At 70.1% G+C, this 17,513-nt stretch carries 16 protein-coding genes; 8 read left to right on the forward strand and 8 right to left on the reverse strand.

Features of this window, described 5'->3' with window-relative positions; genetic code table 11:
- Positions 1 to 107: 107 nt before the first annotated feature.
- The 3 genes from AB0I98_RS43740 to AB0I98_RS43750 all read right to left on the reverse strand — a co-directional run bounded on the left by AB0I98_RS43740 (position 108) and on the right by AB0I98_RS43750 (position 3,989).
- Positions 108 to 2,324 carry an MMPL family transporter gene (locus tag AB0I98_RS43740; RefSeq protein ID WP_362951665.1) on the reverse strand — a complete coding sequence of 739 codons (2,217 nt, stop codon included), beginning with the start codon at positions 2,322 to 2,324 and terminating at the stop codon, positions 108 to 110.
- Positions 2,325 to 2,475: 151 nt separating this feature from the next.
- Entirely contained in the window at positions 2,476 to 3,348 is an 873-nt protein-coding gene (locus tag AB0I98_RS43745; protein ID WP_362951648.1) for an alpha/beta hydrolase, read from the reverse strand.
- Positions 3,349 to 3,368: 20 nt separating this feature from the next.
- Entirely contained in the window at positions 3,369 to 3,989 is a 621-nt protein-coding gene (locus AB0I98_RS43750) for a peptidoglycan-binding domain-containing protein (RefSeq protein WP_362951649.1), read from the reverse strand.
- Positions 3,990 to 4,252: 263 nt separating this feature from the next.
- Between AB0I98_RS43750 and AB0I98_RS43755 the strand changes: the two genes are divergently transcribed.
- The gene (locus AB0I98_RS43755) at positions 4,253 to 6,583 is read left to right on the forward strand and encodes an ATP-binding protein (RefSeq protein ID WP_362951650.1); all 2,331 of its coding nucleotides are present in this window, start codon (positions 4,253 to 4,255) and stop codon (positions 6,581 to 6,583) included.
- Positions 6,580 to 7,236: a response regulator transcription factor gene (locus tag AB0I98_RS43760; RefSeq protein ID WP_362951651.1), complete on the forward strand. Its 657-nt coding sequence runs from the start codon at positions 6,580 to 6,582 to the stop codon at positions 7,234 to 7,236. The genes AB0I98_RS43755 and AB0I98_RS43760 overlap by 4 nt, the downstream gene beginning before the upstream one ends.
- 79 nt (positions 7,237 to 7,315) lie before the next feature.
- Here AB0I98_RS43760 and AB0I98_RS43765 read toward each other — a convergent pair whose 3' ends face one another.
- A complete protein-coding gene (locus AB0I98_RS43765; RefSeq protein ID WP_362951652.1) occupies positions 7,316 to 8,977 on the reverse strand; it encodes a lysyl oxidase family protein in 1,662 nt (553 codons plus the stop codon).
- Positions 8,978 to 9,258: 281 nt separating this feature from the next.
- Positions 9,259 to 9,714 carry a MarR family transcriptional regulator gene (locus AB0I98_RS43770; protein WP_362951653.1) on the reverse strand — a complete coding sequence of 152 codons (456 nt, stop codon included), beginning with the start codon at positions 9,712 to 9,714 and terminating at the stop codon, positions 9,259 to 9,261.
- A gap of 155 nt (positions 9,715 to 9,869) precedes the next feature.
- On the opposite strand from AB0I98_RS43770, the gene AB0I98_RS43775 reads away from it, so the two are divergent.
- The 3 genes from AB0I98_RS43775 to AB0I98_RS43785 all read left to right on the forward strand — a co-directional run bounded on the left by AB0I98_RS43775 (position 9,870) and on the right by AB0I98_RS43785 (position 12,823).
- Entirely contained in the window at positions 9,870 to 10,838 is a 969-nt protein-coding gene (locus AB0I98_RS43775; protein WP_362951654.1) for an alpha/beta hydrolase, read from the forward strand.
- 101 nt (positions 10,839 to 10,939) lie between these two features.
- Complete coding sequence (locus tag AB0I98_RS43780; RefSeq protein ID WP_362951655.1) at positions 10,940 to 11,866, forward strand: peptidoglycan-binding protein; 927 nt, start codon at positions 10,940 to 10,942, stop codon at positions 11,864 to 11,866.
- Between the two features lie 162 nt (positions 11,867 to 12,028).
- Complete coding sequence (locus AB0I98_RS43785) at positions 12,029 to 12,823, forward strand: hypothetical protein (protein ID WP_362951656.1); 795 nt, start codon at positions 12,029 to 12,031, stop codon at positions 12,821 to 12,823.
- 12 nt (positions 12,824 to 12,835) lie between these two features.
- Here AB0I98_RS43785 and AB0I98_RS43790 read toward each other — a convergent pair whose 3' ends face one another.
- The 3 genes from AB0I98_RS43790 to AB0I98_RS43800 all read right to left on the reverse strand — a co-directional run bounded on the left by AB0I98_RS43790 (position 12,836) and on the right by AB0I98_RS43800 (position 14,916).
- On the reverse strand, positions 12,836 to 13,327 hold the full coding sequence (locus tag AB0I98_RS43790; RefSeq protein ID WP_362951657.1) for a DUF4442 domain-containing protein: 492 nt from the start codon (positions 13,325 to 13,327) through the stop codon (positions 12,836 to 12,838).
- Between the two features lie 58 nt (positions 13,328 to 13,385).
- Positions 13,386 to 13,778, reverse strand: coding sequence for a luciferase family protein (locus AB0I98_RS43795; RefSeq protein ID WP_362951658.1), 393 nt, complete (start codon positions 13,776 to 13,778; stop codon positions 13,386 to 13,388).
- Positions 13,779 to 13,869: 91 nt separating this feature from the next.
- Positions 13,870 to 14,916 (reverse strand): ABC transporter substrate-binding protein, encoded by a 1,047-nt coding sequence (locus AB0I98_RS43800; protein ID WP_362951659.1) that lies wholly within the window; start codon positions 14,914 to 14,916, stop codon positions 13,870 to 13,872.
- 92 nt (positions 14,917 to 15,008) lie between these two features.
- Here AB0I98_RS43800 and AB0I98_RS43805 point away from each other — a divergent pair, with 92 nt between their 5' ends.
- The 3 genes from AB0I98_RS43805 to AB0I98_RS43815 all read left to right on the forward strand — a co-directional run bounded on the left by AB0I98_RS43805 (position 15,009) and on the right by AB0I98_RS43815 (position 17,398).
- Positions 15,009 to 15,770, forward strand: coding sequence for a hypothetical protein (locus AB0I98_RS43805; RefSeq protein ID WP_362951660.1), 762 nt, complete (start codon positions 15,009 to 15,011; stop codon positions 15,768 to 15,770).
- 102 nt (positions 15,771 to 15,872) lie between these two features.
- Positions 15,873 to 16,796, forward strand: coding sequence for an HtaA domain-containing protein (locus AB0I98_RS43810; protein ID WP_362951661.1), 924 nt, complete (start codon positions 15,873 to 15,875; stop codon positions 16,794 to 16,796).
- Between the two features lie 77 nt (positions 16,797 to 16,873).
- Positions 16,874 to 17,398, forward strand: a complete 525-nt coding sequence (locus tag AB0I98_RS43815) for a hypothetical protein (protein ID WP_362951662.1) — start codon at positions 16,874 to 16,876, stop codon at positions 17,396 to 17,398.
- The last annotated feature ends 115 nt before the right edge of the window (positions 17,399 to 17,513 follow it).

Here is a 17,513-nt window from a genome sequence, read left to right on the forward strand (position 1 = left end):
AGGGGCCGCCCACCGGTCCCCGGGGGAGTGGGACCGGCGGGCTGGGCGGGGTGGTCACGGCCGGCGTCGGGGCCGTACGCCCTGCTTCGGATCGTACGGCCGACCGCTCAGCCCCTGCCGGTGGGCACGGGCTCGGGCTCCCGGTCGCTCTCCGGGGTCTTGTCGAGCAGGTGCCGCAGCTTCTCGCCCTCCACGTCCACGTTGGGCAGGAGGCGGTCCAGCCGGCCGGGCAGCGACCAGGCGCGGCTGCCGAGCAGGGCCATCACCGCCGGGACGATGGTCATCCGGACCACGAAGGCGTCGAAGAAGACGGCGGCGGCGAGGCCCAGGCCGATCGACTTGATCATCGCCTCGTCGCTGAAGATGAACCCGGCGAACACGGAGATCATGATGACCGCGGCGGCTGTGACCACCCGGGCCCCGTGCCGGAAACCGGCGACGACCGCCTCCCTCGCCTCGGCCCCGTGGACGTACTCCTCCCGCATCCGGGTCACCAGGAACACCTGGTAGTCCATCGCGAGGCCGAACACCACGCCGACCAGGAAGATCGGCAGGACGCTCACGATCGGGCCGGTCTGTTCGACGCCGAAGAGGTCGGCGAGCCAGCCCCACTGGAAGACGGCGACGACGACGCCGAGGGTGGCGAGGACGCTGAGCAGAAAGCCGGCGGCGGCCTTGACCGGGACGAGGATCGAGCGGAACACCAGCATCAGCAGGACCAGCGCCAGGCCGACGACCACGCACAGGTACGGGATCAGGGCGTCGTTCAGCTTGTCGGAGATGTCGATGTTGAGGGCGGTGGTGCCGGTGACCATCAGCTCGGCGCCGGAGTCGTCGTGGAACTGTGGCCCCCGGTCGCGGATGTCGGAGACCAGGTCGACGGTCTTCTCGCTGGAGGGGGAGGAGCCAGGGACGGCGCGGATCAGGGCGACATCGCCGGTCGGGTTGAACGTCGCGGGGCCTACCGAGGCGATGTCGGGCAGGCCGTCGAGGAGGGTGACCGTGTCATTGGCGGCGGCCTTGGGGTCGTCGCTGCCGCGGGCGTCGACCACGACCGTCAGGGGGCCGTTGTAGCCGGGGCCGAAGCCGTCGGTGACGGTGTCGTAGGCGGTGCGCTGGGTGCTGCCGGGGGTGGCCGACTCGTCGCCGGGCATGCCGAGTTGGAGCGACAGGGCCGGGATGGCGAGCAACAGCAGACCGGCGACCGAGACGCCGAGGATCTTGACGGGGTTGCGCAGCACGAACCGCGACCAGCGCACCCCCATCGGCTCGCGCTCGCCGCTCTCGATCGCCTTCATCCGGCGCGACTTGAGCTTCCCCGTCGCGATGCGGGGACCGGCGAAGCCGAGCATCGCGGGCAGCAGGGTGAGCGCGATGACCACGGCGACGACGACCGCGAAGGCGGCGCCGAGACCGATGTCGGACAGGACCTTGATGCCGATGACGCTCAGCCCGGCCAGTGCGATGACCACGGTCAGCCCCGCGAACACCACCGCCGAACCGGCCGTACCGAGCGCCCGTCCGGCAGCCTCCTCCGGCTTGTGCCCGTCCCGCAGCTCCCCCCGGTACCGGGAGACGATGAACAGGGCGTAGTCGATGGCGACCGCCAGGCCCAGCATCAGCGCCAGTGTGCTGGTGTTGGAGCTCAGGTCGATGAACGCGCTCGCGACGGTGATCCCGAGGATCGCCGCGCCGACCCCGAACAGCGCGGTCAGCAGCGGCAGTCCGGCCGCGACCAGCGAGCCGAAGGTGATGACCATGACGACGGCGGCGACCGCGATACCGATCAGCTCGGCCGTGCTCTGGTGGGCCTGCTCCTCGACGGCGTCGCCGCCCATGCTGACCGCGAGACCCGCCCGCTCGCCCTTCCCGGCGATCTCCTCCAGATCGTCACGGGCCCGGTCGGTGACCTCGTCCCCCGCGACCTCGTACGTCACCTGCGCATAGGCGACCGTGCCGTCCTTGCTGACGGTGCCGCTGGTGTACGGGTCGGCGACGCTCGCCACCTGGTCGGCCTGCCCGAGGTCCCCGACGAGCGACTCCACCTCGGTCTTGTGGACCCCGGACGTCAGCTTCTGCCCGTCCGGCGCCTCGAACACCACCCGCGCCGTGGCCCCGTCCGCAGACGCCTGCGGAAACTCCTTCTCCAGCAGGTTCAGCGCCTTCTGGGACTGGGTGCCGGGGATGGTGAACGCGTCGGACGTGCTGGCGCTGACACCGGCGGCCCCGATGCCGACGGCCGCCAGCACGGCTATCCACAGCATCAGGACGAGCCGTCGTCGCCGGAACGAGAACCGGCCCAGCCGGTAGAGGAACGTGGCCACGGAGAACTCCCGGATGGGGTACGAGGAACGTGCCCCCACGCTAGGAACGTATTGCCGCGGCTCTTTGGGCCCGGAGAGGTGAATACGGCCGCAGGCACCGGTACCGCGGTGCCATGCGGCCGTCATCCGTCAGGTGTACTCCGGCCGATACTTACGTGCTGGAGTGGTAGTAGACCGCCTGGCGCGCTCGCTCCAGTGGTGAGGCTCGCTCGGCATAGCCGCTCCACCTTGTGTGCTTGATGCGGGCGGTGTGCGTACCTGTGTAGACCTTCACCAGCGACTGATGGTCACGGGTGAGCGGATTGTCGTTGGGCAGATTCCTGTACTGGATCTTGTGCTGCGAATGTGCGCCGACACCGGAACCTTCGGAGACGACCGCATCGTCAAACGATGAAACCAGGGTCCAGTCGGTGCCCATCTGTGACCGGTAGAGGTTTTCCCCGAGGCTGTTGATGAAAGAGCTCCCCCTTTCCATCTGTCGGGCCTGACGGAACTGGTCTTGGAACTCGCCCCAATTCGTGCCGTCGTGGGGGGTGCCGAGCGTCACGACATCCTCGATGTAGAGGTACTTCGGCCAGCCGTCCCTCCCGTCCTTCAGCGCGACGTGGCGGAGCATCGTGCGGACGATCAGGCCGCCCATGGAGTGGGCGACGATGTCGACCTTCTTGTTGTCCCTCGAGTACAGCTGGTGAATTCGCTGCGCGAACGCCTTCGCAACCGTGTTGAGCGACGTGTTGCGGTCGGCGGGGAAGTTGTAAGAGCAGTTCGAGTTGCCGTTGTAGTACCCGTACGTGTACAGGTCCCCGTCCCAGTGCTTGTTCCTGAACAGGGTCCCGGCGTTCTTGAAGTACTCCTCGCAGTCGTGCGTTGCGGTCGGGGCATAACCGTGGATGAAGATGACGGTTTCCTCGCTGTTGCCCCGACTCGGGCCGGCGGCATTCGCCGGAGCAGCCGCGGTCAACGTAATCGCGAGGGCCACCAGGGCACTGAAGAACAGCGTGGCGGATCTTCGGGTCCGTCGCATGGGCCAGTCCTTTCGAACGGCTACCGGCAGGCGGGCAGGGTGCTGCGCGAGAAGTCACGCACCTTGGTGGTGGTCTGGGCGTTGTCGCGGCCGTACCTGCCGACCCAGACCACGAGCTTCTCGCTGTTGTACGTGTCGGCGTAGACGTGACCCTGGGATTCGATCCGGTCATCCGCGAGGGCCTCTCCCTCAATGGGCCAAGAGCTCTGCGCCGTGTAGAACAGCCAATTGGCGTTGTCGCCCGAGTTGTTCCACGCGGAGACGCGGAAATCCGTCGAATTCTCCTTGCACATGTACACGGTGAGCCCGGCCTTCCAGCCCAGCGCCTTGCCGTAGGTCGCCAGCTTCCGCCAGGTCTGGGGTCCGACCCTGCCGTCGACGCCGATGTTGGCGTCGTCCTGGAACGACCGGACGCGGCTGCGCGTCCCCGAGCCGTACACGCCGTCCACGGTGAGCCCGCCCAGGTTCTTCTGGAGCAGCTTCACGCAAGTGCCACGGCTGCCGTAGCTCAGGTAGGTGCTGGAGCAGGACGCGGCCTGCGCGGCGGGAGCGGACGCGGCGACGAACGCGAGCGTCGAGGCGACCACGGTGAAGGCTGTGGCCGAAGCCGTCAGCGCACGGTTGCGAGAGGTGGCAGACATGGCGGACCTTCCATCGATGGAAAAGTATGGAGAGTGAGGTCGTGCGCGGCTGCCACAGCCTGCGTCAGCCCCCCGTACGACGGGGAGGACAGTAGCCCGGCCCGGCCACCGAGTGTGACGGTCGTTCGCCCCACAAGGCGAAGGCAGACCCGACACCTTGATCGTGTTTCAACTACCCTTGTCTCATGCGGATCGGGGGACACGCGGGGAACAGGGCTGGAGTCGCTGAGCCGTGGGAAGGCCCTGGGGCCGGCGAGCGCCTGGTGATCCTGACTCTCGAGCGGTACGGAGTGTGGCTGCGGTCCACCGTGGTCTGCCTGTGCGGTGCGCTGGGCGTCGTCTCGGCGGAGGGGGCGGAGATTCTCCCGGCGATGCCGCTGCTGGTGCCCGCTCTCCTCGCCTGCGGTGTACGGCTCTACGCGCTGCGCCGCCCGCTCCCGTCCGCCCTACTGTGGCCGTTGGACGCGGCCGTGCTGGTGCTGACGGGGCTGTCGCAGCCGGTACTCGGCGGCGACGGCGCGGAGGTGATGGTGGAGGCGATCGTCAGCATCAGCGTCATCACCTTCCAGCACGAGTGGGCGACGCGACCGGCGGCCGGGGCCACTCTGGCCGCGCTGGGGGTCGCCGTCTGCGCGCTCGGCGACCTTCTCTCCTCGCCCGGGCACGGCCCCGAGGTGATACCCCTGGCGCGCATCCTCATCCTGGCGGGCCTGTCGAGAGCGGCTTACCTCATCGTCCGGGCGCGGGCCAGGTCGGCCGACCGGTCGGCCGCGCTCAGGGCGGCGTCGCGCCGGGAGGCCGATGTCGCCGCCGCACGGAGGGCGGCCGAGCGCGAGTACCTGGCGACCCTGCACGACACGGCGAGCGCGACGCTGCTGATGGTCTCCCAGGGCGACGGCCGGGACTGGTCGTGGCTGCCTGCGCGTGCCCGGCAGGATCTGGAGGCGCTGTCCGCCATGCCCGGATTCGAGACGGGGAACGTCGACCTCGCTGCCCTGCTCGGCTGTGTGCCCGAGGGTGAGGGCCGCGACCGCGTGCGGCTCAAGACGCACATCGACGGCCCGCTCGCGGTCCCGTCCGGCCCCGGGCTCGCGATATTCAACGGGGTCCGGGAAGCCGTCACCAATGTGGCACGCCACGCCGGGGTGCGGGAGGCGGAACTCAGGGCATGGGCGGAGGAGTACGGCGGCGTCGTGGTCGAACTGTCCGACGCGGGGCGGGGCTTCGACCCGGAGTCCGTCCCCGCACGGCGCCGCGGCATCTCCGGTTCCATCATCGGCCGAATGCACGCGGTCTCGGGCTCCGCCTCCGTCACCTCGTATCCGGGCACCGGGACCCGCGTGCAGTGGCGCTGGCACGACCGAGCCCGGGCCTCACAGGCCGGGGACGGAGCCCAGGTGACGGGCCTGCCGCACCCGCCCCGCGCCCGGGCACACACGGCCGTCGTCCGCCTCATCCGCAGGCAGCTGCTGCACGGGGCCCAACTGGCCGCGCTGCTGATCTGCCTGCTGTCGCAGTTCTCCTTCTCACTGCACCAACTCACCTCCCACCAAGGCGTGTACCGCCCCGCATGGGCCCAGACGGCGGCCTTCGTCTGCCTCGCCGCCGTCGCGGCGACCGGGGCCGCGCATCTGCTGCGCGGCAGGCAGATCCCGCCGAGGGTGCGCTGGTGGAGCCTGGGCGCGGTGCTGACCGTTTCGGCGACCGGCGCGTTCACGCTCCCGGCGGAGCGGTTGACGGGTGCGCCGGACTGGGTGTTCGGACTGGTCGGCTGGCATGCGCTGTTCCTGCTGGCGGACCTGCGGGTCAAGGCGTTCGCGGCATTCCTCGCGGCGCATCTGGGGCTCAACGCGACCGCCGTGTTCCTGTCGGGGGCGCCCACCGCCGCGGAGTCGGCCGTCATGGGGATCTCCGCGATTTCAATCTGTGGTTTCCAGCTCTCTGTAGGCGTACTCATGACGCACCTGCTGCACGGCACGGCGCCGGCCGCGGGGACCACGTCCGCACAGGAGGAAGAACTGCGTACCCGGGAACGCATCCACGAGGACATGCAGCGTGATCACAAGGAGCGCTACCGCGCCCTGATGGCGACGACAGTGCCGCTGCTCGTGGGCCTCGGCCACGGCGTGCTGAGCCCGCACGACGAGGACGTCAGGCTGCGGTGCGGCGTGGAGGCCGCCCGGATGCGCCGCCTGTTCGCGGAAGGCGATGCCGTCGTGGACCCGCTGCTGAACGAGGTACGGGCCTGCGTCGAGGTGGCCGAGCACCACGGGGTCACGGTGAGCCTGGCCGTACGGGGCCGGCCGGGTGAGGTGCCCTTGGAGGTACGCAGGGAGTTGGTCGACCCGGTGGCGGTGATTCTGGGCCGTACCCGCTCGACCGCGCGGGTCACCGTCGTATGGACACCTCGCGCGGTACGCGTGAGCGTGATCAGCGAGGACTGCACCGACGGCCATGGCACGGGAGAAACCGCGCCGGCCCACGGCCGTGCCACGGAGCCGAAGGTGAGCGTGGCCAGAACGGCGCGTGGTGGAAGTGTGTGGGTGGAGGCCGGCTGGAGAAGAACGGCGGTCTCCGGAGTTGAGCTGGCATGAGTGACAGCGCACCGGTCAGCGTGGTCGTCGTCGACGACCATCCCGCCATCCTCGCGGGCGTGGAGGCGTGGTACGCCGCATCGCGGCGGCCCATCACCGTCGTCGCGGCCGGCGACTCCGTACGGGAAGCCTGGACCGAGCCGGGCAACGCGGCCGATGTCGTCGTCCTGGATCTGCAACTGGGCGAGGGCGGCCCCGCCTTCGGCAGCCTGCGACGACTCGTCGACGCCGGGCGGCAGGTGGTCGTCTATTCGATGCGGGACGACGAGCAGACAGCGCTCAGCTGCCTGGACCTGGGAGCCGCGACCTTTCTGACCAAGAGCGAGGGCCGAGACCACCTGGTCGAGGCGACGCTTGCAGCGGCAGACGATCGGCCCTACATGCCGCCCGCGCTGGCCGGCGCGCTGGGCACGAACACCCGCGCCGACCGCCCCCAGCTCTCCCTGCGCGAGGAGAACGTGCTCATCGAGTGGTTCCAGTCGGAGTCGAAGGAGCTGGTCGCGCAACGCCTCGGCCTGTCCGTACGGACGGTCAACTCGTATCTGGACCGCGTACGGATCAAGTACGCCAACGTCGGCCGCCCCGCGCGGACCAAGGCGAGCCTGGTCGCCCGCGCCATCCAGGACGGGCTGGTCGACGTGAACGACCTCTGAGCGGTCGCACCGTCCCGGCACGCAAACGACACCGCACCGGCTCGCTGACGCGAACCGGTGCGGCGATCATCGGCGTCGACTACCCGGCGTTGATCAGGTGGTGCGGCGGGACCTTCACCGTGCGGGCGCCCGGGGCACCGCCCAGGACGACCTTGCGCAGGGCCACGTTGTTGGTGGTCCTGGTCTCCTTCAGGCGCTTCTCCGGGTTGGCGATGACCTGGATGTAGTACGTGCCGTTCGGCACGTCGGTGATGTCGAAGGACTGGCCGGGAATGTTCTGGGTGTACGTGTCACCGGAGCCGACGTCGAGGACCTCCCGTACGGAGATGGAGTTCTCCTCGCCGCAGGCGGTCGACAGATCGGTGTTGTACGGCTTCCAGTTGGCGTTCTTCACCGTGTAGTCGACGGCGTCCGTGTTGGCCAGGCAGAACGCCTCCTTGCCGCTGCGGACCTCCTTCGTCTGGTCCGCGCTGAGCAGGCGGTAGCTGGCGAAGTCGGTGAAGTGCCAGTGATCGTGGCCCTCGCGGCCGTCCCACTCCATGGTGCCGGTGGGGGTGTAGCCGACCTGCTTGCCGGACGCGTCGTAGAAGTACTGATAGGCGTCCATCAGCTCCTTGCCGGGGCTGCGGAAGCCGTCCACGACGAGGGGGGCGGGGCCGGCGTTCCAGACGTTGGCGCTGAAGGCGAGGTAGTCCTTGCCGGGTACGTCGCCGTCCTCGCCGTCGCTGATGCCGATGTTGAAGGCGGGCAGGGAACGCAGGTCGGGCTTGGGCACGTCCGGGACGCTCGCCCGGCCGGTGGGCCGCTTGGTGGCCGGCTTCAGCGCGGGTGCGATGCGGGAGCCGTCGGTGTGGCCGCGTCCGTCGCCCAGGTGGTGGGCGAGGCCCCGGTCCTCGAGGGCGTGCGAGAGGGCACCCGGGATGGGGGCGTCGGGGCCGTGGTGGCCCGCGTGGCCGGCGGCCTGATGCCCGGAGTGGCCGGAGTGGCCGGAGTGAGAGGTCAGTCCCACGCCGCCGCCCCCGTCGGACTCCTGACGCACCGTCACCTTGATCGTCGGCTGGTCGTTGGGGATGCCCAGCAGGTCCCGGTACTTCTTCGCCACCCGCACCTTCGCCGTGTACTCACCGACCGGCAGGTCCACCGGCTTGTCGTAGCCGAAGGCGCTGGCGTTGGACGCCCAGCCCTTCTCCACGCCCCACACCGAGCCCAGCGTGAACGGGTTGGTCGGGCAGCTCTCCGGATAGTGGTTGGTCGCCGCGCCGTCGGGTCGGATACGGCCGGAGGCGTTGTTCGGGCAGAAGGTGCCCTTGGTCTTGGCCACCTCCTGGCCGGCCGTGTTCTTGAAGGACACCTCCAGGAACCCGGGCAGCCCGGTGAAGTCCTTCACCAGGCCGGCGGGGAGGGTCTTGGTCGTGGTCTTCGTGCCGTCGCGCAGGATCTGCTGGGCGACGATGGGGTCCTTGTACGACTTGCGCTTGATCTTGATCTCCAGCGGCGCGTTGTCGACGGTGACGTACGTCCCCAGGTCCATGCTGATGCCGGTCTCCCCCTCCCACTCCCAGCGTTCGGCTGTCACCGCGTTCGACGCGGCGATCAGCTTGAGCTTCGGCTTGCCGGGTGTGGTCGACGGCGCCGCCCCGGCGCCGGGAGCGGTGGCGGCGACTCCGGCCACGACGGCGAGCGCGGCGGAGACGGCGAGTGCCGAGCGTTTCACACGCTTGCGGTGTTGCTGACTGGTCATCGATTCCTCGTCTGCGAGTGCCATGGTCAATGGCATCGGACTGGACAGTCCACGCCCCGCCGGCCGTCGTACCCCCGGGCCTGACAGGTCTGTGAACAACCTGTGAGACAGGTAAATGCGGTGTGGGGGTTGCCTGTTGGGGCGGCCGGGTTGCGGAACACGGCATTCACTCAGCGCGGAACGCCGGTCCCGCTCACCGCAAGGAGTTCGACCTGCCGGGCTCCAAGATCGACAAAGGGGTGCGGCCCTCGTGGCGTACGGGCGACCCCCGTCAGCCCCCGTCAGCGTTCCGTCACGTTCGCCGTCAGCAGCCGCAGCAACTGCTTGGCCTGCGCGTCCTGTTCCGGGGTCAGTCCCATCGCGTCGCCGATGGCGAGGGGCACGGCGGCGGCCCGTTCGCGGAGTTCGGCGCCCGCTTCGGTGAGGCGGATGGCGACGGAGCGCTCGTCCTCGGGGCGGCGTTCGCGGTGGAGCAGCCCGCTCGCCTCCAGGCGCTTCAGAAGCGGGGAGAGGGTGCTGGACTCGAGCTGGAGGGCGGCTCCCAAGTCGCGTACGGAGATGGAGTCCTGCTCCCACAGCACCAGCATGACCAGGTACTGCGGGTAGGTCAGGCCCAGAGCGTCCAGAAGCGGGCGATATCGGGTGGTGACCGCCCTAGATGCCGCATACAGTGCGAAACAGAGCTGGTCGTCGAGGAGCAGCGAGCCCTCTCGCGCGTCCGGTGCCGCAGCGGTCATGTCGCCCTCCTCCATGTCTTAAAGCTGTTCGTTCACCGTACATGTTCAAGTCTACCCGATTCAATAGGGCACAAATGAGTTGCGCACGACTTAATCGCGCAGTACCTTCATGGTGTGCCGCCACCCACGACGGCTCTCGATCCGAGGAGATCGCCATGACCGACAGCACCGCCCCCCGCCCCGTCCTGGAACCCGCCGCCCAGGCCTTCACCGAGGCCACCGCCAACCCGCCGTACCTCTTCGACCTCGACCCCGCCGAGGGCCGCAAGACCGTCGACGACGTGCAGTCGGGCGAGATCGAGAAGCCCGAGGTCGACGAGGAGTGGATCACCGTCTCCGGCGGCCCCACCGGCAGCGTCCGGGCGCGCATCGTCAAGCCCGCCGGCGCCCAGGGGACCCTCCCGGTGATCATCTACATCCACGGCGCCGGCTGGGTCTTCGGCAACGCCCACACCCACGACCGGCTGGTCCGCGAGCTCGCGGTGGGCGCGAACGCCGCCGTGGTCTTCCCGGAGTACGACCTCTCCCCCGAGGCCCGCTACCCGGTCGCCATCGAGCAGAACTACGCGGTCGCCCAGTGGATCGTCCGCGAGGGCGCCGCCAAGAACCTGGACGCGGCCCGGATCGCCGTCGTCGGTGACTCGGTCGGCGGCAACATGAGCGCCGCACTGACCCTGATGGCGAAGCAGCGCGGCGACGTCCCGCTCGTCCAGCAGGTGCTGTTCTACCCGGTGACGGACGCGAGCTTCGACACGCCCTCCTACCACCAGTTCGCCACCGGCTACTTCCTGCGCCGGGACGGCATGCAGTGGTTCTGGGACCAGTACACGACCGACGAGGCGGAGCGCGCGCAGATCACCGCGTCCCCGCTGCGCGCCAGCACCGAGCAGCTCACCGGGCTGCCCCCGGCCCTGGTCATCACCGGCGAGGCGGACGTGCTGCGCGACGAGGGCGAGGCGTACGCCAACAAGCTCCGCGAGGCGGGCGTCCCCGTCACCGCGGTCCGCTACCAGGGCATCATCCACGACTTCGTGATGCTCAACGCGCTGCGCGGGACGAATGCCGCGGAGGGCGCGATCCGTCAGGCGATCGGCACCCTGCGCACGGCCCTCGGCACGGACTGACGCAACACTCCTGCTACAGGACGCTCGAGCCTCCTCCGCCATCACCGCCAATGCCCTTACATTTCAGGGCAGTTGGTCAACGTGACCAGGAGGAGGCCGGAGTGAGCACCAAGACAGGACCGCAGCGGTATCCCGGAGCGAGCCGCGCGAACTGGTACCAGGACGACTTCGGCGGCGACGCGATGGAGGTCAACGTCGTCGTCCTGCACACCACCGAGGGCCGCAGCCTGCCCGGATACGGCGGTGGCGGCTCGGCCCCGAACCTCACGGCCGTGCCCGACCTCTCCGCCAAGAAGCTGAGGTGGTACCAGCACTTCGACGTGGAGACCTCGTCCAGAGCCCTGCAGAACCTGCGCGGCGGCGTCGAGACGAACACGCTCAACGTGTGCCAGGTCGAGCTGGTCGGCACCTGCGACCCCAAGGCGCACAAGAAGTGGCAGGACGCCGGGCAGTCGCACATCTACTGGCCCGACGCCCCCGACTGGGCGCTGCTCGGCGTCGCGCGCTTCCTCGCCTGGATGCACGAGGAGCACGGTCTGCCACTGACCGGCCCGAAGGCATGGCCGGCCTACCCGACGTCGTACGCCAACGGCGGCGGCCAGCGCATGTCCGGCGCGAAGTGGAGCGGGTTCAAGGGCGTGTGCGGACACATGCACGTACCCGAGAACGACCACGGCGACCCCGGCGCGATCGACTTCGCCCGCCTCCTCAAGCACGCCAAGGCGGACCTGGACCTCGACGACGACAACCCGTCGGAGACCGAGCCGTCCAAGCCCTCGAAGCCGAAGGTGCCCGCCTACCCGGGCCGCAAGTACTTCCGTGAGGGCGCCTCCAACAAGTACGTCCTGCAACTCGGCAAGCAGCTCGTGAAGCGGGGCTTCGGCGACCACTACCGCGTCGGCCCCAGCCAGGCCTGGGGCGAGGCGGACCGCCTCAACGTCCGCGACTTCCAGAAGTCCCGCAAGGAACTGCGCGGCGACGCGGACGGCTACCCGGGCCCGCTGACCTGGCGACTCCTGTTCTCGTAACCGCCCACAACGGACAGCGCATGCACCCCGTGTCACACGCGGGGTGCATGCGGTCACAGGTCAGGGAATCTGCGCAAGAGCACCACAGGTGCTGCACACAGGCTTTCGAAAGCCTCGTTAGGTTGCTGGCCAATCGATGCCGTCAACCCAGGAAGACCAGAGATGGACTACTGCACCACGTGTCGCCGGCACCTCAACGGCGCCCTGGTCTGTCCCGGGTGCGGCGCCTACGCCCCGGACATAGCCCCGATGACGATGGCCGGCTGGTACCGCCGCCCGGACGAGCCGGACACCGGGCCCGCCATGGACGAGGCCGGCACCGGGCAGCCCGTCATGGACGACGACACGGAGGTCCAGGCCCCCAGCCACGCCCCGGTCGCGTCCCCCGCACCCCACGGCGGCCGGGCCGCGCGGCGCCGGCAGCTCGCCCGGCTGAAGAAGCACCAGCGCCGGGCCATGATCGCGACCGCCGTCGCCCTGGTCGGCGGCGGCCTGAGCTTCGCCACGATGGAGCGCGGCGACAACGACCGGGCACAGGCGGCCACGACCCCGGACGACACGATCATGGGCGGTACGGGCCAGCAGACGACCGGGGTGGAGGAGGAGACGCCGGAGCAGGACACCCGCCCGGCCTCGCCGACCCCCACCGCATCGGCCTCCGACCCGGCGTCCCCCCAGGTCCCCGGCCAGCAGTCCGGCAAGCAGTCCCCCACCACACCGCGGACCACGCAGTCGCACAAGGTCGTCACCCCGCCGACCCCGCAGCAGCAGCGCCAGAGCCTGCCCCTGCTGCCCAGCACCCCGGACACCCCGGCGACGACACCGACGCCCACCCCGTCCGCCTCCGCGTCGACCGCCCCCGCCGCGCCCGCGACACCGTCGCAGACGCCCTCCACCCCGGCGCCGACCTCGACACCGTCGTCGCAGCTCTGCCTGCTGGTGATCTGCCTCGGCTGACCTGCACACCGCTCAATTCCTGCGCCGCACACTCCAGTCGAACGTCCCCCGGCACACCACGGCCCCCGTCGCGTCCGTGATCTCCGTGCGGGTGGAGAGCCGCGCCCGGTGGGTCTCGCGCGCCAGCAGCGGTCGTACGGCATCCCGCGCTTCCCGCGTCAGACGGCAGGTGGCGACCAAGCGCCCGCGTGCCGGGGCCAGGAACTCCATGCTCGCGTGGGTGCCCAGCGGAACGACGCCCGTCATGTCGTCGGGGCCCGTGCTCTCGGCGATGATCGCGGCCAGGCCCGCCGCGTCGGCGAGGGCGATGAGGCCGCTGGAGTGGAGGGAGCCGATCACATTGGTGAGGGACTCCGGGGTGAGGCAGGTGAGTTCGGCGGTGCCGTCGGTCGCGCTGAGGACCTCGATGGCGGCCGTACGGTGCGCGGGGATGTCGAGCAGGGTGCGGGCGAGTGCGGTCGTGTCCGTCTCGTCGTACGCCGTCTCATCCGTCGTGTCGTCCATCGCCGCAGCCTCGCACCGGGCGCTTACGACGGGATGACGTGGCGGATGACGTGAGGCGTCAGCCCCGCTCGTGCTGTCTGGGCAGGACCGTGACGCGGTGGAAGTTGCAGCCGGCGGGCGGGAGAGCGCCGGGCTGGGACGGCTTCTCGTGGGCCTGGAGGGCGACGCTCACCAGGCTGGCCAGCAGGTCGACGTCGGTTTCACAGTCGAGGTGAACCGTCACCCACCGGGAACCGGGCACCACACGGATCGCCGTGGACCGCTCCAAATCCTCGGCGAAACGCCTGATGGCACCGCTGGTGAGATGCAGGTCCACTTCGTGGTCGGAGTGGAAGTGCACGATTTCGCAGCGCCGGGAGCGCAGTGCGCGCCCGGTACCGCAACTGGCCTGGACCGCCGTGAGGTCGGGCCAGGCTTCCAGTCGCTCCAGGGCACGCTGGGCCAGAGTCATACCTCCATCGTCACCCGATCGCCCCAAAGCCACCAGGGGTTGTTCAATCCGTAACCTTCACTAGCGGTTCACCAGCAGTGTGAGATCGGGTTCATCCCCGGTGAATCCGGTCAACCAGGATGTCGATGACGAGTGGGGTGCGCGGTCCGAAGCTCAGCAGCACGCCGTCCTCCAGGGACACGACCCGCCGGGCCGCTCCTGCCGGGGTCTGGGCGATCCCCGGGATCTCCTCCAGCCCCTTGACGCCGCCCACCGACTCCAGCCCCTTGTCCATCATCAGGATCACATCGGGCCGGGCGGAGACCAGGGCCTCACTGGTGAGCGGCGTGAAGGGCTTGTCGAGACCGGCCTCCACGCCCGCGTCGACCGCGCCCGCCGCCTCGATCAGCGAGTCGGCGCCGGAGCCCTTGCCGCCCATCAGATAGACGGCCGCGCTGCCGCGCATGTAGAGGAAGGCGACCTTGGGCCTGCTGCCCTCGGCGACGGCGGCGCGGGCGGCGGCGAGTTCGTCGCTCATACGGTCGTTGAGCGCCTTGCCCGCCTCGGGGACGCCGAGCGCCTCGGCGATCCGGGTCGTACGGGTCGTGACGTCGGCCAGTTTCGTCGCCGGGTCGAGGACGACCACCGGGACCCCCGCGTCCCGGATCTGGTCGATCGCCTCGGACGGACCGGTGTCGGTGTCGGCGAGGACGACCGTCGGCCTGAGCGACAGCACGCTCTCCGCGCTCACATCGTGCGCCTTGGTGACCTGCGGGAGCTTCTTCGCCTCCTCGAAGGTGGCGGTGATGTCACGGCCCACGACCTTGTCACCCAGCCCCAGCGTGAACACGATCTCCGCCACACCGCCGTTGAGCGGCAGAATCCGCGACGCGTCTTTCACGGTCACCTTGCGGCCGTCGGAGGAGTCGACGGTCACCGGCAACTCCGGCGTGGGCACCTCGCCTTCAAGCGGTACGAGCGTGTTCTTCGCGAGCTGCTTCTCAGCCGTGCCGGCCCGCTCGCTCGCGGAGACCGGGGACGCGTCCGAAGCGCCGCCCGCATCGGCGGAGTTGCCCGCGCAGGCGCCGGTGAGCAGGGCGACCGCCAGGGCGAGCGAGGCGAGGGCCCACGCTCGCGGGTTTCTTCCGGACTTCTGCATCGCCGGTCCTTTCACGTCTCGTATCCCCCACACGGTTGAGCCTTAGCTTAGGTTAGGTTTACCTTAATTACCCGAGGTGGGGGTGTGACTTGATGTCCACAAGTGGCTTGTATCGCAGGAGAGTTGCCGGATTCACCGGGGTCGCCGCCTCGGTCGCCCTGGTGCTCACGGCCGCCGTACCGGCATCCGCGGCAGGCAACTCGGCGACCGGACCCGAGGACCAGAAACTCACCGTCTCCAAGGCCTCCGGCCTCGCCGCGGCGGGCGAGACGGTCACGGTCTCCGGCGCCGGCTACAACACGGAGAAGGGCATCTACGTCGCCTTCTGCGTGGACAACGGAGCCGGGAAGACACCCACGCCCTGCGTCGGCGGCGTCGACATGTCCGGCGAGTCCGGGGCGTCCGTCTGGATCTCCTCCAACCCGCCCTCGTACGGCGAGGGCCTGGCCAAGCCCTACAAGGGCAGCGGCCACGACGGCTCCTTCAGCGTGCGACTCAAGGTCCGCGCCAAGGACGCCAACACCGACTGCACCAAGTCCGGCGTGACCTGCGCCGTCATCACCCGCAACGACCACACACGGGGCGGGGACCAGTCGCAGACGGTACGGATCCCGGTGACCTTCGGGGGGAGCGGCGGCGTGCCGGAAGCGGAGGGGGCTTCCGGGGCGACGCCGAGCGCGACGGCCGGCGCGAGTACGACGGGCGGGGGCAGCACGGGCGGCGACGAAACCTCCGACGGCCCACTCGCCAGCACGGGGTCGCTCGCGCTGGCGAGCGGGGCGACTGCGGCGGGGCTGGTCGTGGTGGGTGCGGGGACGTGGTACTTGGCGCGACGGCGCCGGCGGGCGAGCTAGCGCTCAGCTGGATAGGCGGTTCGTTCACTGCGGGCCGGTGGGGGCTTGTCGCGCAGTTCCCCGCGCCCCTTTGGGGCGCGTTTGACTCAAGGAGACTTGAAGATGCTGAAGAGACCTGGCGCCGCGGTTATAGCCGGCGGCGCCCTGCTCGCCCTGATGGCTCCCGCGGGCTCCGCTAGCGCGGACGACACGTTCCCGCGTGAGGTGTCCGGCGGTTACGCGACCTGGGCTACGGGCTCGGCGGAGCTGGAGGGTGTGACGCTCACGGCTGCCCGGCCCGCTGCGCAGGGCTCGGCGAACCGGACGTCCTTCCCGGCCACGGGCGGTCGCACCGACCCCGCGACCGGCGCCGCGGACATCGACCTGGGCGGCACGCTCCGCCTCGACGGCCCCGCCGGACAGCCGCTCGTCCTGGGTTCCCTGCGGCTGGCCCTGGACGGCGACGACGGCGCCCTGCACACCCGTACGGCCGTCGACGGACGGGCCCGTGACCTCACGCTGGCCGAGGTAGCGACGGACGACGCCGCCATCGCCGTACGGGCGGGCGGGGTGACCTGGACCGGCCTGCGCGCGTCTCTCACGGAGGAGGGAGCGGCGCTGCTGTCCGCGTGGAGCGGCGCGGAGTTCGCGGCGGGGGACGGGCTGGGCGTGCTGGATGTGACGGTGGGGACGGGGAGCGAGACGCCCGCCGAGACTCCTGAACCGACGCCGAGCGCCCCGGCGCTGGCGCCAAAACTACCGAAACCCCGGCCGCCGACGGCGAGTTCACCGACCGCGTCCGTCGCCCACCCGACCCTGGCCGCGGGCGGCGAACAGACCGTCACCGGAACGGGGTTCGAGCCCGGCACGGTCGTGCTCGTCGCGATCGACGGCGACACCCGCTATCAGGCGGTGGCCGACGACGAGGGCCGGGTCGAGCGGTCCTTCCCGGTGTACGACACCGCCGAAGCGGGCGCGCACGCGGTCGAGTTGTACTCGCCGATGGACCAACAGACGGTCGCTTCCGCTCAGTTCGGTGTTGCGTAAAGCCGAAGTCGTACTTAGGTTTGCCTAACCTAAGTTGAGCGCCCGCTCGACTCACCCAGAAAGGTGCTCGGTACCCCATGAGACGTAACTCCGCCCGTGCCGCACTCGCCGTAGCCGCCGCCGGTGCCCTCACCCTCGGTCTGGCCTCCTCCGCGTCCGCCGCCACCTCGACCCGCACGGTCGTCGACGGCTCGACCACGTACAACCTGTCCCTGACCGCGCCGAACACGGCCGCCGCCGCGGGCCAGGTCATCACCGTCACCGGCTCCGGCTACAACACCGGCCAGGGCGTCTACGTCGGCCTGTGCGTGGTCGACGGCGCGGCGGGCGTCAACAAGCCGACCCCGTGCCTCGGCGGCCAGGACGAGTCCGGCTCGACCGGCGCCTCGCACTGGGTGAACAACACCTTCGGCGGCATGTTCGCCAACAGCTCCAAGTTCGGCACCGGCGGCACCTTCAGCGTGAGCATCTACGTCCAGGCGACCCTCGAGGACGGCAGCGTCTGCGGCGAGGACGTGACCTGCGCGGTGGTCACCCGCGCCGACCACTTCGACACGAACGACCGCAAGTACGACGTGCACGTCCCGATCGCCTTCCAGTAACCCCCGTACGTGGTGCGGGCCGGACTCCCGTCACACCGGCCCCCCCCCCCCCCCCCCCCCCCCCCCCCCCCCAGCGGCGAGGGCCACGGCGGAGGGCCGGGGAAGAACAACGAAA

The organism is Streptomyces sp. NPDC050211 (assembly GCF_040656035.1).
Taxonomy (GTDB): Bacteria; Actinomycetota; Actinomycetes; order Streptomycetales; family Streptomycetaceae; genus Streptomyces.